Annotated in this window: 16 protein-coding genes; 7 read left to right on the top strand and 9 right to left on the bottom strand. The window is 69.4% G+C overall.

The window, feature by feature from the left end; genetic code table 11:
• Positions 1-51: 51 nt before the first annotated feature.
• Both SJY11_RS09205 and SJY11_RS09200 read right to left on the bottom strand, forming a co-directional pair.
• Positions 52-798 carry an SDR family oxidoreductase gene (locus tag SJY11_RS09205; RefSeq protein ID WP_376986286.1) on the bottom strand — a complete coding sequence of 249 codons (747 nt, stop codon included), beginning with the start codon at positions 796-798 and terminating at the stop codon, positions 52-54.
• 37 nt (positions 799-835) lie between these two features.
• Entirely contained in the window at positions 836-2,653 is a 1,818-nt protein-coding gene (locus SJY11_RS09200) for an ABC-F family ATP-binding cassette domain-containing protein (protein ID WP_376986285.1), read from the bottom strand.
• Positions 2,654-2,790: 137 nt separating this feature from the next.
• Between SJY11_RS09200 and SJY11_RS09195 the strand changes: the two genes are divergently transcribed.
• Complete coding sequence (locus SJY11_RS09195; protein ID WP_376986284.1) at positions 2,791-3,126, top strand: hypothetical protein; 336 nt, start codon at positions 2,791-2,793, stop codon at positions 3,124-3,126.
• 9 nt (positions 3,127-3,135) lie between these two features.
• On the opposite strand, the gene SJY11_RS09190 is transcribed toward SJY11_RS09195, so the two are convergent.
• The 6 genes from SJY11_RS09190 to mdoH form a co-directional block, all read right to left on the bottom strand.
• Entirely contained in the window at positions 3,136-4,185 is a 1,050-nt protein-coding gene (locus SJY11_RS09190) for an acyltransferase family protein (protein WP_376986283.1), read from the bottom strand.
• Positions 4,186-4,231: 46 nt separating this feature from the next.
• Positions 4,232-5,230, bottom strand: coding sequence for a glucokinase (locus SJY11_RS09185; RefSeq protein WP_376986282.1), 999 nt, complete (start codon positions 5,228-5,230; stop codon positions 4,232-4,234).
• Complete coding sequence (otnI, locus tag SJY11_RS09180) at positions 5,230-6,036, bottom strand: 2-oxo-tetronate isomerase (RefSeq protein WP_376986281.1); 807 nt, start codon at positions 6,034-6,036, stop codon at positions 5,230-5,232. The genes SJY11_RS09185 and otnI overlap by 1 nt, the downstream gene beginning before the upstream one ends.
• A gap of 109 nt (positions 6,037-6,145) precedes the next feature.
• Positions 6,146-7,123 carry a hypothetical protein gene (locus tag SJY11_RS09175; protein WP_376986280.1) on the bottom strand — a complete coding sequence of 326 codons (978 nt, stop codon included), beginning with the start codon at positions 7,121-7,123 and terminating at the stop codon, positions 6,146-6,148.
• 12 nt (positions 7,124-7,135) lie between these two features.
• Positions 7,136-7,894: an FkbM family methyltransferase gene (locus SJY11_RS09170; RefSeq protein ID WP_376986279.1), complete on the bottom strand. Its 759-nt coding sequence runs from the start codon at positions 7,892-7,894 to the stop codon at positions 7,136-7,138.
• Positions 7,891-9,741, bottom strand: coding sequence for a glucans biosynthesis glucosyltransferase MdoH (gene mdoH / locus SJY11_RS09165; protein ID WP_376986278.1), 1,851 nt, complete (start codon positions 9,739-9,741; stop codon positions 7,891-7,893). Before mdoH ends, SJY11_RS09170 begins: the two co-directional genes overlap by 4 nt.
• A 54-nt stretch (positions 9,742-9,795) precedes the next feature.
• On the opposite strand from mdoH, the gene SJY11_RS09160 reads away from it, so the two are divergent.
• The 5 genes from SJY11_RS09160 to SJY11_RS09140 are packed head-to-tail and all read left to right on the top strand — an operon-like array spanning position 9,796 to position 13,609.
• Positions 9,796-10,818 carry a zinc-dependent alcohol dehydrogenase gene (locus SJY11_RS09160; protein ID WP_376986277.1) on the top strand — a complete coding sequence of 341 codons (1,023 nt, stop codon included), beginning with the start codon at positions 9,796-9,798 and terminating at the stop codon, positions 10,816-10,818.
• Positions 10,819-10,825: 7 nt separating this feature from the next.
• Positions 10,826-11,278: a bleomycin resistance protein gene (locus SJY11_RS09155; protein ID WP_376986276.1), complete on the top strand. Its 453-nt coding sequence runs from the start codon at positions 10,826-10,828 to the stop codon at positions 11,276-11,278.
• A 29-nt stretch (positions 11,279-11,307) separates the two neighbouring features.
• Positions 11,308-11,709 carry a 6-pyruvoyl trahydropterin synthase family protein gene (locus SJY11_RS09150; RefSeq protein WP_376986275.1) on the top strand — a complete coding sequence of 134 codons (402 nt, stop codon included), beginning with the start codon at positions 11,308-11,310 and terminating at the stop codon, positions 11,707-11,709.
• Positions 11,706-12,770, top strand: coding sequence for a glycosyltransferase family 4 protein (locus SJY11_RS09145; RefSeq protein ID WP_376986274.1), 1,065 nt, complete (start codon positions 11,706-11,708; stop codon positions 12,768-12,770). Before SJY11_RS09150 ends, SJY11_RS09145 begins: the two co-directional genes overlap by 4 nt.
• On the top strand, positions 12,770-13,609 hold the full coding sequence (locus SJY11_RS09140) for a class I SAM-dependent methyltransferase (RefSeq protein ID WP_376986273.1): 840 nt from the start codon (positions 12,770-12,772) through the stop codon (positions 13,607-13,609). Before SJY11_RS09145 ends, SJY11_RS09140 begins: the two co-directional genes overlap by 1 nt.
• An 8-nt stretch (positions 13,610-13,617) precedes the next feature.
• Here SJY11_RS09140 and SJY11_RS09135 read toward each other — a convergent pair whose 3' ends face one another.
• Entirely contained in the window at positions 13,618-14,196 is a 579-nt protein-coding gene (locus tag SJY11_RS09135; protein ID WP_376986272.1) for a cytochrome b, read from the bottom strand.
• A 283-nt stretch (positions 14,197-14,479) separates the two neighbouring features.
• Between SJY11_RS09135 and ribA the strand changes: the two genes are divergently transcribed.
• Positions 14,480-15,607: a GTP cyclohydrolase II RibA gene (gene ribA / locus SJY11_RS09130; protein ID WP_376986271.1), complete on the top strand. Its 1,128-nt coding sequence runs from the start codon at positions 14,480-14,482 to the stop codon at positions 15,605-15,607.
• Positions 15,608-15,615 lie beyond the last annotated feature (8 nt).

The following is a 15,615-nucleotide window of genomic DNA, read 5'->3' as shown; positions in this document are numbered from 1 at the left end:
TACGAGATGCCCGGGTCCGCGCAGGGCGCGGCCCGGGCATGACACGACATCTCAGATGCAGCGACCGCCATCGACGGCCAGCACCGTCCCCGTCACCATCTCCGCATCGTCCGAGCAGAGATAAAGCGCGGCATTCGCCATATCCTGGGGTGTCGAGAGCCGGCCCCAGGGAATCGAGGCGCGAAACTGCGCGCGCTTTTCGGGCGTGTCCTCGCCCATGAAGGTCGCCAGCAGCGGCGTCTCGCCCGCGACGGGCGCGATCGCGTTGACGCGGATGCGGTCCGGCGCGAGCTCCACCGCCATCGACTTCGACAGCAGGTTCACCGCGCCCTTGGAGCCGTTGTACCAGGTCAGGCCCGGTCGGGGTCGTACACCGGCGGTCGAGCCGATGTTGAGGATCACGCCGCCGCCATGCTCGCGGAAATGCGGCACCGTCGCCTTCGTCATCAGGTAGATCGACTTCACATTGACGGCGAAGACCCGGTCGAACTCTTCCTCCGTCACCTCGGTCATCGGCATGTTGCGATGCGTCGTGCCGGCATTGTTGACGACGATGTCGAGCGGCCCGAGCTTGGCGATGACACGGGCCACGGCCTTCTCGACGCTCTTGGCCTTGCCGACGTCGCAGGTCACGGCGAAGGCCCGGCGGCCGATCGCCTGCGCGGCCTCCTTGGCCTTGTCGCCGTTGAGGTCGAGCAGCGCCACCCGCGCGCCCTCGCGCACGAAGGTCTCGGCGATGCCGAAGCCGAACCCCTGCGCCGCGCCGGTGACCAGCGCCGTCTTGCCCTTCAGTCTCATCGTCGTTCCCCTGCCAGCAGGCCGCGCGTCGCGACCGTTACGCGCCGATCTCCTCGCGGAGCATCTCCAGTTCCAGCCAGCGCTCCTCGAGCCCGGCGATCTCGCGGGTCACCTCCTCGAGCCGGGTCGTGGCCTTGGCGAAGAGCTTCGGGTCGCGCGTGTAGAGATCGCCGGCGAGCGCCTGGTTGAGCTTGGCGGCCTCCGCCTGCAGCACCGCGATCGTCTTCGGCAGCGTCTCCAGAGCGTGCTTCTCGTTGAAGGAGAGCTTGCGCTTCGAGGTCGGGGCGGCTGGCGAGATCGGCGCGGCAACCGCCGGTTCCGCCGCCGGGGCGCCCGCCTTGGGGGCCACCCTGACCTTCGCACCGACGCCGCGCCCGCGCTGGGCGAGCATGTCGGTGTAGCCGCCGGCGAACTCCGTCCAGACGCCGTCGCCATCCGAGATCAACGTCGCCGAGACGACGCGGTCGATGAAGTCGCGGTCATGGCTGACCAGCAGCACCGTGCCCTTGTAGTCGGCCAGCAGTTCCTGCAGCAGGTCGAGCGTCTCGAGGTCGAGATCGTTGGTCGGCTCGTCCAGCACCAGCATGTTGGAGGGCTTGGCGAGTGCACGGGCCAGCATCAGCCGGCCGCGCTCGCCACCCGACAGCGCGCCGACCGGCGTGCGCCGCTGCAGCGGCTGGAACAGGAAGTCCTTCATATAGGCGATGACATGGCGCGGCGTGTCGCCGACCATGACCTGGTCCGAGCCGCCGCCCGTCAGCGCATCGCCCAGCGGCGTCGCCGGATCGAGGCTCTCGCGGCGCTGGTCGAGCGTCACCATCTCCAGCGAGACGCCGAGCTTCACCGTGCCGGAATCGGGCGCGAGCTGGCCTGTGAGCAGGTTGATCAGAGTCGTCTTGCCGGCGCCGTTGGGGCCGACGATGCCGATCCGGTCGCCGCGCGCGACGCGCAGCGACAGATCCTTGATCACGACATTCGAGCCATAGGCCTTGGAGACGTTGAGCGCCTCGATCACCAGCTTGCCCGAGGTCTGCGCCTCGCTCGCCTCCAGCTTGACGCTGCCGACGGCGAAACGCGCGGTGCGGCGCTGCTCGCGCAGGCCGTGGAGTTCGCCCAGACGGCGCTGGTTGCGGGTGCGCCGGGCGCTGACGCCATAGCGCAGCCAGTCCTCCTCGCGGGCGATCTTGCGATCGAGCTTGTGGCGGTCGAGCTCTTCCTGGGCGAGGACCTCGTCGCGCCAGGCCTCGAACTCGCCGAAGCCCCGGTCCATGCGCCGGGTCAGGCCGCGGTCGAGCCAGATCGTCGCCCGCGAGAGATTGGTCAGGAAGCGCCGGTCATGGCTGATCAGGACCATGGCGGAGCGCAGCGATTTCAGCTCCTGTTCGAGCCATTCGATCACCGGCAGGTCGAGATGGTTGGTCGGCTCGTCGAGCAGAAGGATGTCGGGCTCCGGCGCCAGCACGCGCGCCAGCGCCGCACGACGCGACTCGCCGCCCGACATCGTCGCCGGATCCTCCTCGCCGGTGAGGCCGAGTTCCTCGATCAGATACTGCGCGCGATAGGCGTCGTCACCCGGCCCCAGCCCCGCCTCGACATAGGCGAGCGAGGTCTTGTAGCCGCTGAAATCCGGCTCTTGCGGCAGATAGCGCACGGTGCAGCCCGGCTGGACGAAGCGCTCCGCCTTGTCGGGATCGACGAGGCCGGCCGCGATTTTCAGCAGGGTCGACTTGCCCGAGCCGTTGCGGCCGACGAGGCAGACGCGTTCGCCGGCCGAGACCGCGATCTCGGCCGCTTCCAGCAGCGGTTGTCCGCCGAAGGTGAGCGCGACGTCGCGCAGATGCAGCAAGGGGGCCATGGCTTATCCGTGAAGGGAGATGGATGGCGGGATAGACCGGCAGCCCCCCGATGTCACGCCCGCAGGCCCTGGCACGGTGCTTGCCCCGCCCGGCGCACTTGCTAACCTCGCAGTCGCACAGGACGAAGAGAGCCACGATGTCTCGCCAGCGCCCCATCGGAATCGGCCACAATGGCGGGCCACCGCTCAAGGAGCGCAGGCGCCGTTCCGAGACCGGAACGGGCCGGATCGGCCGCTTCTTCGACTGGCGCTTCGCCCACCGCAAAGCGTGGAAGAAGCCGCGCGACATCGCCCTGCGGCGCGAAGACAACGCGCAGGCGCTCGGCCTGACCTATGAAGAGTACTCGCTCGAGATCATGGAGCGCGGCTACCATCCCCAAGCCGAGCATGTCCAGGCGATCAAGGCCAGGCGGGCGGAGCGGCGTCGCGCCGGCGGTGTCGTCGGTCAATCGCTGAAGGGCCGCCTCGACTGAAGGCGGGGCTCAGGCGCCGGTCCAGCGCCGCAGCGTGCGCGTCACCGGGACTTCGAACAGCTTGTGAACCAGAAGCGCCGCGATGACCGCACCGGTCAGGGCGGTCGCGACGAAAAGGCCGGGCTCGAACAGCCCGAGCCGCGCGAAGATTTCGCGAAGGCCCCTGATCACGAAGGGGTGGACGAGATAGAGCGCATAGGAGGCATCGCCGATCCGGGCGAGCGCTATCGTCAGCACTGAAGGCGCGGCCGGCTCGCGGGACCCGGTGACCGCAGCCAGGACCATCAGCGCAGCAGCAAAGCCGTGCATCGCCAGGTCGCGCCAGGGGCCGGCCACCAGCGGCAGGTGCCGGCCGAACAGCAGCAGGCCCAGCGCCGCGGCGAGAAGACTCAAGCGCATCCCTTGGCCCAGCTGCAAGCCACGCCGATGCAGCAGCGCGATCCCCATGCCAGCCGCGAATTCGAGCACGATCGGCTGGCCCCAGAAGCCGAAAGGCAGCGGCAGCGGGCCCAGCGCAACGGTGGCACCAACGAGGATCGCCAGCGCGAGCGTCACCGCGGGCACCACGAGGGGCCGCGGCAGGGCGAGCGCCATGCCGAACAGCGCGTAGAACAGCATCTCGTAGTTCAGCGTCCAGCCGAGCGAATAGACCGGCTGCACCAGCCCGCTGGACGAGACAGCGGGCCAGAACAGATAAGAGGCCATGATCTGCCCGACGCTCGGCGCCGCCGAGTTGAGCGTTGCAGGCAGCGCCAGAGCGATCAGCAGGAACAGCGTCGTCGCCGCCCAGTAGAGCGGCACGATTCGGACCAGCCGCCGCTTCAGGAACAGCCTCGGCGCGCCCGGCCGGTCGAACAGCGAGGCAGAGGCATGCACCATGATGAAGCCGGAGACGACGAAGAAGATGTCGACGCCCGCCATCCAGGGCAGCAGATCGCTGCCGGCGAAGGGCTGCCCCGCCAGCCGCGCCAGCACCGCGGCGTCGGGCTGGACGTGATGCACGGCCACCATGAAGGCGGCGAGCGCCCGCAGAACCTGAATCGGGAGGATGGCAGACAAGGCGGGGCGAGCCGTCCGTTAGGGCCCGCCGGACGGCGCGCCGTCGTCAGCCAAACCACAAGCGTGCGGGATCGTCGAGGCCGAAGCGCGCCGGCGCGGCGGCGATCGCGGCCATGCCGCGCTCGGCGCAGTCGTGGGCGGTGATGACATGCAGCGAGAATCGCGCGGCGAGATCCTCCATCGGCGGCTTGGCCGAAAAGACGGTCGCGATCGCGCCCCGCTCGGCCAGCGGCAGCAGGCGCGGCACGATCCCGCCCGAGAGATAAACGCCACCAGTCGCCTTGAAGGCGAGCGCGAGATCGCCGGCGACCCGGGCGAGCAGCCGCCAGAAGCAGATGACGGCCATCAGCGCGGCGGGTTCCCCGTCGAGCGCCAGGGTCGTCACATCCGCGGCGCTGACATCGGGCTCGCGCAGGCCAGAACTGTCGGCAACGGCGCGGTGGAAGCGAACCAGACCGTCGCCGCTGAGCAGCGATTCAACCGTGACGCGCGGCAGCCCGGCAGCCAGCGCCGGCCAGATCTTCTCCTCGGTCGGGTCCTCTGGGCCGATGCCGATATGCCCCGCTTCGGTCGGCACCAGCACGCTGCGCCCGGCGCGCGTGACGAGGGCGGCAGCGCCGAAGCCGGTGCCCGGCCCCAGCACGAGCCGCGTGCCACCGGCTTCCGGCTCTCCCGCCACCAGCGTCGTCACGTCCCCGGCTCCGAGCACGGCGAGCGAAGCGGCCTGCGCCTCGAAATCATTGACGAGGAGCCCCTGCTCCAGCCCCAGCGCCCGGCCGAGGCCGGGGCCGTCGAAGGTCCAGTTCGCGTTGGTCAGCCGTGCGGTGCGCCCTTCGAGCGGACCGGCCACGGCGAGGATCGCGGAGCGCGGGCGCTGGGCGAGAGTCGCCAGCACGCTCTCCAACGCGGCTTCGGGCGTGGCCTGGCTGCCGGTCGCGATGCGGGCAAGATGAACGGGCTGGGCGCCCGCCTGCTCGATCAGCGAAAGACGGCAATTGGTCCCGCCGATGTCGGCGACCAGGACCGGCCAGGCGAAGGGCGGCATCACGCCACGTCCAGCGGATCGGGCCGCAGGTCGTGCCGGCGATAGGGCGCAAACCAGCCGAGCCCCTCGAGCGTGCCCGCGCGCGGCCGGTATTCGCAGCCGACGAAGCCGTCATAGCCGAGCTCGTCGAGCAGCGCGAAGAGCTGCGGATAATCGGGCCCCTGGTCGTCCGGCTCGTGGCGGCCATTGGCGCTCGCGATCTGGACATGGCCGACGAGCGGGAACAGCGCCTTCAGCCGGCCGGCCACGTCGCCATGGATCAGCTCGCAGTGATACATGTCGAACTGCAGCCTGACATTGTCCCGCCCGCACTCGCGGACATAGGCCCCGGCCCGGTCGAAATCGTTCAGGAAATAGCCCGGCATGTCCTTGCCGTTGATCGGCTCGAGCAGAAGCTCGATCCCGTGCGGGGCCAGCGCATCGGCAGCATGGGCGAGCGAGGCGCGATAGGTCGCCTGCGCCTTCGCATCGTCGGGATCGGCGAGGCCCGCCATCATGTGCAGACGCTTGACGCCGGTCTCATGGGCATAGACCAGCGCCGTCTCGACGCCGGCCCGGAACTCGTCCTCGCGGCCGGCCAGCGCCGCGATGCCGCGCTCGCCCTTGGCGAAATCGCCTGGCGGCAGATTGAACAGCGCCTGCTCGAGATGCCCGCCGGCCAGGGCCAATCCGACCTGCTCGGCCGGATGCTCATAGGGGAACAGGAATTCCACAGCTTCGAAACCGGCATCCGACGCCGCCTTGAAGCGGTCGAGGAAGGCCCATTCGTTGAACATCATCGACAGATTGGCGGCGAAGCGAGGCATGACGATCCCGGAGGTTGACGATCTCAGGCGAAGCTAGCGCGCTGCGCGGCCCGCGTCATGCCGCAACGCGGCATCGCCGCGATGCGTTCCCTGTCGAGGCGCGACCGCTCTATTTCTTCTCGGCCCGGGCCGGCGGGTTCGGGTCCTTGGAGAAATTGCGGAACACCATGTCGGGCGAGGAGGTGTTGTGGCGCGAATGCGTGGTCCGCCCCATCCAGATATCGGTCGCCTTGCCGCTGGTGAACGGCATCAGCGGCTCCTCGCGCCAGCCCTTGGCGCCGGGCTCGCGGATGGCGATGCGGGCCACGTCGTTGTTGAACTCGGTGACATACATCGAGCGCAGGGCAACGAAGGCATTGCCGCCGCCGACCGGCCGGTCGAGCACGACGTCGAGCACCATCCGGTTCTCGTCGACGCTGTCGAGCTTCAGCGTGCCGGAGGAGCCGTCCCTGAAGCTCATCTTGAACGAGACCGTCTTCGGGTCGAACTCGATCTCGCGGATGTTGACGACCGGGCGGGCGCCGTCCTGCACGATCGGGCCGACCAGGAAGGACGAGCCATAGGCGGTGGCCGGCAGCGGCGCGGGCGGCATCGGCCGGGCGCGCCAGTAGCCATCCTGAGGATAGACCACGAGCAGTTCGTGCGAGCGGTCCTTGCCCAGCTTCCAGAGCTGGACGAGATGCAGGCCCTTCTCGACGCGGTCACCGACTTTGAACGTCGTCTCGGACGGCCGCCAGAAGGTCGGGAAGGTGTAGCCGACGAGCCAGTACTCGATGCTCTCGTAGAAGGTGACGCGGCGCGGCGGCGTCACGGCGGCGAAGACGGGGTCGCCCGTCATGTCGCAGGCTGTCCAGTCCGCATCCCAGTTGTCGCGCATCAGCCCGGCGATATAGGCCGGATGCGCGGCCTCGATCTGGAAGCGCCGCACCTCGGGCGAGATCGCCTTGATGGTGACGTTGTCCTTCTCGGCGCAGAGCACCGGCTCGGACTCGTTCCTGACCTCCACCGCCACGTCGCTGGCGGCGAGAGCCGGTGCCGCGGACAGGGCCAGGGCAATGAGGGCAAGGCGGAGGCGGTTCGCGCGCATCGTGATCGGGTCTCAGTTCTGCAGGAGGGCGTAGACATCGCCCGAATTCGCGGAATGGGGAAGGTCCCGCAGATAGCAGCCCATCGCCTCGGCGCTGGCGAAGGCCCCCAGTTCGAGCTGCTGGCTTTCGCCGAGCGCGACATTGAAGCGATACGGCCCCAGCGTTTCCAGCAGGGCGAGGCAGGCCTCGGCCACGTCGCGCTGGATCGTCGTGAATTCGAAGGAGATCACCGGCACGGGTCGCGTCAGCCCCGCGAGTACATGGGCCTCGAAACCCTCGACGTCGATCTTGAGCAGGGCGGGCAGGCCGTACCGGGCGATCAGCGCGTCGAGTGTGGTGCTGGGCACCTCGATCTCGCGGTCCCAGACCTGCTCCTGCCAGCCATCCGCCCCGCTGGCAGCCCCGATGAAGGCGTCGGACGCGGTCGAAACCGTCGGATTGGCGCTGTTGATCCGCAGCCGCACGACGCCCTCGGCGTCGCCACAGGCGGCCTCGACGAGGGTCACCTGCGGGTCGCGGCCATGGATCAGCCGCAGCGCGCGCGCCGGGCCGGGCTGCGGCTCGAGCGCGACCACGCGCGCGCCCAGCCGACGGAAGCAGGAGATCCGGTCTCCGACATGCGCGCCGATGTCGAAAGCAAGCTCGCCGGGCTTGAGGAAGCGGCCATAGAGCGCATCCATGGCGCCGTTGCGGGACTTGTCGCCGTGGTAGACGCGCAGCGACCGGCCGATGGCCCGCGCCGTACCGGGTGCGTGGAGAGCGGCAGTCATGAACGGGCCTTAGCGCGGATCGCCTGCAGCACCGGCGGCGGGTCGAAATCCTCGGGGATGCCGCAGAGCCCCTGCCGCGCGAACCAGGCTCCAAGCGCGGGCAGGGCCGTCGCCATCGCGAAGGGTATCGCCAGCAGGTAGCCGGCCGTCAGCGGCAGCGACCAGAGCAGCACCGTCGGCGAGATCACCGCCAGCGTGCCGAACAGATAGACCGCGAAGAGCAGATGCGGCCATAGCCCGGCGAAGGCTGTCGCCAGCGAGAGCGCATGGGCGTCACGCGCCTGCCCGCCCCAGCCGATGCGTGACCGCCCGAACAGCAGCCCGATCATGAACAGGGTCGTGCGGAAGCTCGACACCGCACCCTGCAGAAAGGCGAAGACGACCTCGATCGCCGCCGACGCCACGAAGCGCAGCCGCCCGCCATAGCTGCGGGCACCGCCCGGAGCGAGCAGGATGTCCGCGAAGCCCGCGAGCTTCGGCGAGAGGTACATTCCCAGGAAGAGCAGATAAAGCCCCGCCGCCAGCCCGGCGGGATAATCGGCGAGCCCGCGGTCCTCGATGACCTTCAGCGGCAGCAGCGCGATCATCAGCGTCCAGGCCGGCAGGCCGAGGAACATCAGGATCGCCCAGAACAGCTGGAAGCGGCTCATCGGCAGCAGGCCGGGAATATCCATCAGCTTGAGGTACTGCAGATTGCCGAGGCACCAGCGCAGGTCGCGCTTGGCGAAGTCGAGCATGGTCGGCGGGTTTTCCTCCCAGCTGCCACCCTCGACCGGCAGCACGCGAACCTCGTAGCCGGCCCGGCGCATCAGCGTCGCCTCGACCTGGTCATGGCTCATCACCGCCCCGCCCAGCGGCGGGCGCCCCGGCAGCACCGGCAGATGGCAGCCATCGCGGAAGGGGGCGATGCGGACGAGGGCGTTGTGCCCCCAGAACGGGCCGCAATCGCCGATCCACCAGGCGGACCCCATCGTGTAGGGGCGCATGCCCTGGCGCATGCCGAACTGGAAGATGCGCGCGAACGCCGACTGGCTCGGCATGCCGACGACGAGGCTCTGCAGGATGCCGAGCTTCGGATAGGCCTGCATCATCCGCGTCAGCTTCACGATCGCCTCGCCCGACATCACGCTATCGGCGTCAAGCGGCAGCATGAGTTCGTAGTCGGCGCCCCAGCGCTCGCAGAAATCACGGACATTGCCGGCCTTGAAGCCGGCATTGTCGGTGCGGCGGCGATAGGTGATGCGGCCGTCCTCGCCCGCCTCCTGCTGCCATACGGCGGCAAGCCGCTCCTCGGCGGCCGCGACCTCGGGATCGTTGGTGTCGGACAGCACGAAAAAGTCGTACCACCCGCCCTCGCCCGTCGCGTCGAGGCTCTGCTTGACCACGCGCAAGCGGGCGAAGGCGCGCGCCGGGTCCTCATTGCGCAGCGTCATCAGGATGGCCGTGCGGACCGTGTTCGGCGTCGGCAGATCGCCAGCGGCCGCGAAGGGGGCGACCCGCTCGAGCCCGTCCTTCACGCCATGCAGCAGCCAGAAGCCGAGCACCGCGTTCCAGAAGCCCAGCACCGTCCAGGGCGCTCCGAACAGGAAGGCGACGAAGATGGCGCCGTCCGCAAATGTCCAGCCGCCCGTGCCGAGAACCTGCGCCAGCCCGGAAAGAAGCACCGCCAGCGTCGCCAGATTGAGGCCGAGCACCAGCCAGCGGCGGCGCGACAACACCGCCCTGTCCTGCAATCCGGCAGGGGTCGTCCCCGCCGCGGGCAGCGGCATGGGGGCGATGGTGAGGCCTTGCGCCGCCGGCTGGAACGTGGTCGGAGCGGGACGCTGGTTCATGGCTGTCTCTGTCATGCGAGCGATCGTGGCGAGGCGGACGAAGCGGAGCGGGTGGGGAAGGCCGAAGACATGACGCCGAACGATGCAGCCGGGGAGCTAAAGCCGGCATTTCCGTCCGGCGCAAGCGCCCAGGCGACGGCCCTCTGGTATGTGAGCCCGCGTGAATGCGCCCTGAACGCCGAGGCGCTTCCGGCGCCCTCTATGGGCGACTGCCTCGTCCGCACGATCTGGAGCGGCGTCAGCCGCGGAACTGAACGCCTCGTCTGCGAGGGACGCGTGCCCGAGGCCGAATATGAGCGCATGCGGGCGCCCTTCCAGCAGGGCAATTTTCCCTTCCCCGTGAAATACGGCTACTGCGCCGTCGGCGTGGTGGAGGTGGGCCCCGCCGACAGGCTGGGACAGACCGTCTTCTGCCTGCATCCGCATCAGGACCGTTTCGTCGCGCCCGCCGATCGGCTCACTCCGGTCCCGCCGCAGGTGCCGGCCCGCCGTGCCATCCTCGCCGCCAATATGGAAACAGCGCTGAACGCCCATTGGGACGCCGGCTCCGGCCCGGCCGACCGCATCGTCGTGGTCGGCGGCGGCGTGCTCGGCCTGCTCGTGGCGTGGCTCGCGGCGCGCCTGCCCGGTGCGCAGGTGACACTGGTCGATGTCGAGCCCGCCCGCGCGCAACTCGCGCGCCATCTCGGCTTCGGCTTCGCCTTGCCGGCCGACGCGCCCACCGACGCCGACCTCGTCTTCCATGCCAGCGCCTCGGCTGGTGGCCTCGCCACCGCGATCGCGGCCGCCGGTTTCGAGGCTCGCATCGTCGAGCTGAGCTGGTATGGCGAGGGCACGGTGGCCGCCCCGCTCGGTGGTGCATTTCATGCCAGGCGGTTGCAGCTCGTCTCGACCCAGGTCGGCGGCATCGCACCCTCGCGGCGCCCGCGATGGGACTACGCCCGCCGGTCGGCCGCCGCCATGGCGCTGCTCGCCGACGACCGGCTCGACGCGCTGATCAGCGAAGACATCCCTTTCAGACAGGCAGCGGAACGCCTGCCTTCGGTGCTCGCGCACACATGGCATGGCCTGACGGCCGCCATCTGCTATTGAACGCGCCATGACTGCGCCTCGCTCGCATCCCCGCCCCGCGCTCGTACCCGAGCTATGCATCACTGCATTGCCCGCGAGCCTCGCCTTCTGGCGCGACCTGCTCGGCTTCCGCGTCCTCTACGACCGGCCCGAGCAGGGCTTCGCGGCGATCGAGCGCGACGGCGTCGAGTTCATGCTGGAGGAATACGAGACGGGCCCCTCGGAGCGCTGTTGGGACACCGGCGCGCGCGAAAAGCCCTATGGCCGCGGCATCAACTTCGAGATCACGGTCGTCGATGTCGCCCCTGTCCTCACAGCTCTGCAGCAGGCCGCATGGCCGCTCTTCTTCGGCCCCGAGGAACGCTGGTACAGGATCAGCGACACCGAAGAGACCGGCGTCCATCAATTCCTGGTACAGGACCCGGACGGCTATCTGCTGCGGTTTTCGCAGTCGCTCGGCCGCAGATCCCGCCCCGACTGACATCGATCCCACCGCCTGAAGGAACGCCCATGTTCTCCGTCGAAGTCCGCGACCGCATCATGATCGGCCATTCCCTGCCCGATCCCTTTTTCGGCCCTGCCCAGAACATGCACGGGGCGACCTTCGTCGTCGACGTCGCCTTCTTCCGGCCGACGCTGACGAAGCAGAACGTGGTCGTCGACATCGGCGCCGCGCTCGACGTGCTGAACAAGACGCTGAAGCCGCTGAACTACCAGAACCTCGACACGCTGCCGCAGTTTGCCGGCGTGCTGACGACGACCGAGTTCCTCTGCAAATACGTCTTCGACGCGATGGCGGCGGCGGCGAAATCCGGCGCGCTCGGGCAGGATGGCGCGGGGCTCGCACGCATCCGCGTGACGCTGCACGAGACGGATCTCGCCCGGGCCACCTATGAGGGCACGCTCGCGTGAGCGCCATCGCCTTCGCCATCCCCGGCGACATCGACCTGCCGACCGGGGGCTACGCCTATGACCGGCGGCTGCTGGCGGAATGGCGCGCGATCGGCATCCCGGCGCAGCACATCGCCCTGCCCGGCTCCTTCCCCTTCCCCACCGAAGGCGATCTTCACGAAACCGGCCGGGCTCTCCTGCAGCGGCCCTATGACGACACGCTGCTGATCGACGGGCTGGCCTATGGCGCCTTTCCCGAAGGGATCGCCGCAGGCCTCGCCGGGCGCGTCGTCGCCCTCATCCATCATCCGCTCGGGCTCGAGACGGGGCACGCCCCGGAGATCGCCGAGGCTCTGCTCGCCCGCGAGGCGGCGGCGCTGCGCTATGCGCGTGCGGTGGTGACGACCAGCCCGGCGACAAAGCGGCTGCTGGTCTCCGATTTCGGCGTCCCCGAGGCGCGCATCGCCATCGCGCTGCCCGGCGTCGATCCCGCGCCACGCGCCACGGGCTCGGCGGAGGATCAGCCCCTGCACCTTCTGGCCGTGGGCTCGGTCGTCCCGCGCAAGGGCTACCGCGTCCTTGTCGAAGCCCTCTCCGGCCTGCGCGGGCGCGACTGGCGGCTGACCATCGTCGGCGCGACCGACCGCGCACCGGAGACGACGCGCGACCTCATCGCCGCGATCGCGGCCGCGGATCTGGGCGGGCGGATCGACCTTCTCGGCGCCATCCCGGACGCCGCGCTGGCGGAGGCCTATGCCCGTGCCGACCTCTTCGTGATGCCCTCGCTCTTCGAGGGCTACGGCATGGTGCTGACCGAGGCGCTGGCGCGCGGCCTGCCGATCCTCTGCACGACCGGTGGCGCCGCGGCCGAGACCGCCCCCGACGATGCCGCGCTGAAAGTGGCGCCGGGCGACGTGACGGCCCTTGCCAAGGCCCTGGCAAGCCTGATTGATGCGCCGGCTCGGCGCCGGGCGATGGCCGATGCGGCCTGGGCGGCCGCCGATGCCTTGCCACGCTGGCGCGACACGGCGGCGATCGTCGCTGGCGTGTGTCTGCCCGGCTTCGGGCAAAAGGGGGATTGATGGCCGGATTTTCTCCCGAATGGCTGGGCCTGCGCGAGCCGGCCGATCACGCCGCCCGCAATCCGCAGGTGCTCGGGGCCGTGGGCGCGCATTTCGCCGGCCGCAGTTCCCTCACGGTCGTCGATCTCGGTTGCGGTGCCGGCTCCAATCTGCGCGGCAGCTATGCCGCCCTGCCGGCGCGCCAGCACTGGACGCTGGTCGATCTCGACGAGCGCCTGCTCGCCGCCACCCGGCAGACGCTGTCGGCCTGGGCCGACGAAGCCCGCGAGCAGGGCGAGGAACTCGTCCTGACCAAGGGCGACCACCTGATCACCGTCGACACCCGCCAGGCCGATCTAAACACCGATCTCGAATGGGTCCTCGGCTGGCAGCCGGATCTCGTCACCGCCGCCGCGCTGTTCGACCTCACCTCCCGACGCTGGCTCGAACGCTTCGTCGCGGGCCTGACCAGCCTGCGCCTGCCGCTCTATACGGTGCTGACCTATGACGGCCGCGAGATCTGGCAGCCGCCCCACCCCGCCGATGCTCCGATTCTGGCCGCGTTCAAGCACCATCAGCGCGGCGACAAGGGCTTCGGGCCGGCCGCCGGCCCCGAGGCCACGGACGTGATGGCGGAGGCCTTCCGCAAGTCAGGCTTCGCGGTTTCGATCGGCGACAGCGCCTGGCGTCTCGATGCGCGCAGCGGCGATCTGGCGCAGGTGCTGGCAAAGGGCATCGCCGAGGCCGTCCTGGAAACCGGCCAGGTCGATCCCGCCACCGTCGCCGATTGGCTCGCGGCCAAGGCGGGCGAGGCCACGGCGCTGGTCGGGCATCACGATCTCTGGGCGCGGCCGGTCTGAGACGGGCGCTAGCGCGGCCCGAGGCCCGGCAGCATCCGCCTGAGCACGCCGTCCTTGCGGATCAGATGGTGGTAGAGCGCGGCGCCGATATGGGCGCAGACGAGCAGCCCCATCGCCATGGCCAGGGTGCCATGGATGTTCAGGACCCTGCCGGCGAGATCCTGGTCCGGCGAGGCGATGGCGGGTAGGCTGAACAGGCCAAACACCTTGAGCGACGGGTAGAGCGAGATGCCGAGCCACCCAAGCAGGGGAACGATCAGCAGCAGCCCGTAGAGCAGCCAGTGGACCAGATGCGAGCCGGCCTTCTGCCACCAGAGCAGCGTCGGCTCGTCGGGCGGCGCGCCCTTGATCAGGCGATAGGCCAGCCGCCCGGCGACCAGCCAGAGGACGAGGAAGCCGAGCAGCTTGTGGGCGCTGTACATCGCGTCCGTCAGCCCATCCCAGATATTCAGCGTGTTGCCGCGATAGGTCATGGCGAGGCCTGCGGGGATCATCACCAGCACCGCGGCGGCGGTGACCCAGTGCATATGGCGCGCGGCGGCGCTGTAGACGGGAGCCGGGTTCGGCTCGCGGTTCGCCTGCGTCATCTTCGCCTCCCCATTCCCTGCCGCTCGTGACGCCGGCTTCGACATTCATCCCGCGTTCAAAGTCGCGCTCCTATATGCCTTGCTGCGACAGGGCCTGTCACGCGATTGCATGACGTCACGGGTCGGATCGCGTGAAATCGATGCGCAATGGAACTGCCGTCACCTAAAGCACGTTTGATGGAAATCTGTGCAGCTCTGATCTATATCGCCGTGGTGCCCGTAACAGCCTAACCCAACGCCGGGCGCGCGCTCTCGCAGCCGGCCCATTCTGACGGACAATCCGATGCTTCAGTCGCGTACGCTGTTCGGACGCCCGCTCGAGACGAGCCTCGTGGCGGTAGACCGGGCCATTGCCGAGTTTCGCGCCGGGCGACCCGTGCTGTTGCGCGCGGGCCAGCGGCTCGCCTTGGCCCTGTCCGCCGAGTTGGCCGACGAGGATCTGGTGGCGCGGCTCGATGCGCTGGCCGCCGGCAAGGCCCATCTCGTCCTCACCCCGGCGCGGCTGCGCCGGCTGGGTTCCAAGAGCCGCGCAGAGACCGGCATCCTCGCCATGCCGACGCTGGATCTCGTTCGCATCGAGATGCTGGCGCTGAAGATCGACGGCAAGGTCGATGCGCCCGTTGCGCCCGCGTCCGATCTCGACGACGCCGCTCTCGAACTGGCGCGGCTCTCGCTCGTGCTGCCGGCGACCATGATCGTGCCCGTCACGCCCGAGCAGATCGCCGGCGAGCCTCTGATCGAGGTCGCGATCGAGTCGATCAACGCTTACCGCGCCGCCCAGGCCGCGACGCTTGCCATCGTCGGCCGCGCGCCGGTGCCGCTCGAGGGCGCCGCCGAGACCGAGTTCGTCGTCTTCCGCGGCGGCGAGGGCCTGCGTGACCAGGTCGCGATCATCGTCGGCAGCCCCGATCTTACGGCCGCCGTGCCGGTGCGCCTGCATTCGGCCTGCCTGACGGGGGACCTGTTCGGCTCGCTGAAATGTGACTGCGGCGACCAGCTGCGCGAGACCGTGCAGTGGATGGCCGAGAACGAGGGCGGTATCCTGCTCTATCTCGACCAGGAGGGCCGCGGCAACGGCATCTCCAACAAGATGCGCGCCTACAAGCTGCAGAGCCAGGGCTGGGACACCTATGACGCCGACGAGGTGCTCGGCTTCGATCTCGACCAGCGCCAGTTCGACTTCGCCGCGACGATGCTGAAGCAGCTCGGCGTCACCCGCGTCACCGCGCTGACCAACAACCCATTGAAGGTCGGCGCGATCAAGGCGGCCGGCGTCGAGGTCGTCGGCACGCAGCGCGTGCTCGGGCGCCCCAATGTCCACAATGTCCGCTACCTCGCCTCCAAGCGCGACCGCGCCGGCCATTCGATCGACATGGACGCGCTGATGGCGCGGGCCGCGCCGAAGGATTGAGCTGAGCC

The sequence above is a fragment of the Allobosea sp. R86505 genome, from assembly GCF_042466375.1.
Taxonomy (GTDB): domain Bacteria; phylum Pseudomonadota; class Alphaproteobacteria; order Rhizobiales; family Beijerinckiaceae; genus Allobosea.
Note: the sequence above shows the minus strand (reverse complement) of the source record. Positions and strands in the feature narration are given on the sequence as shown.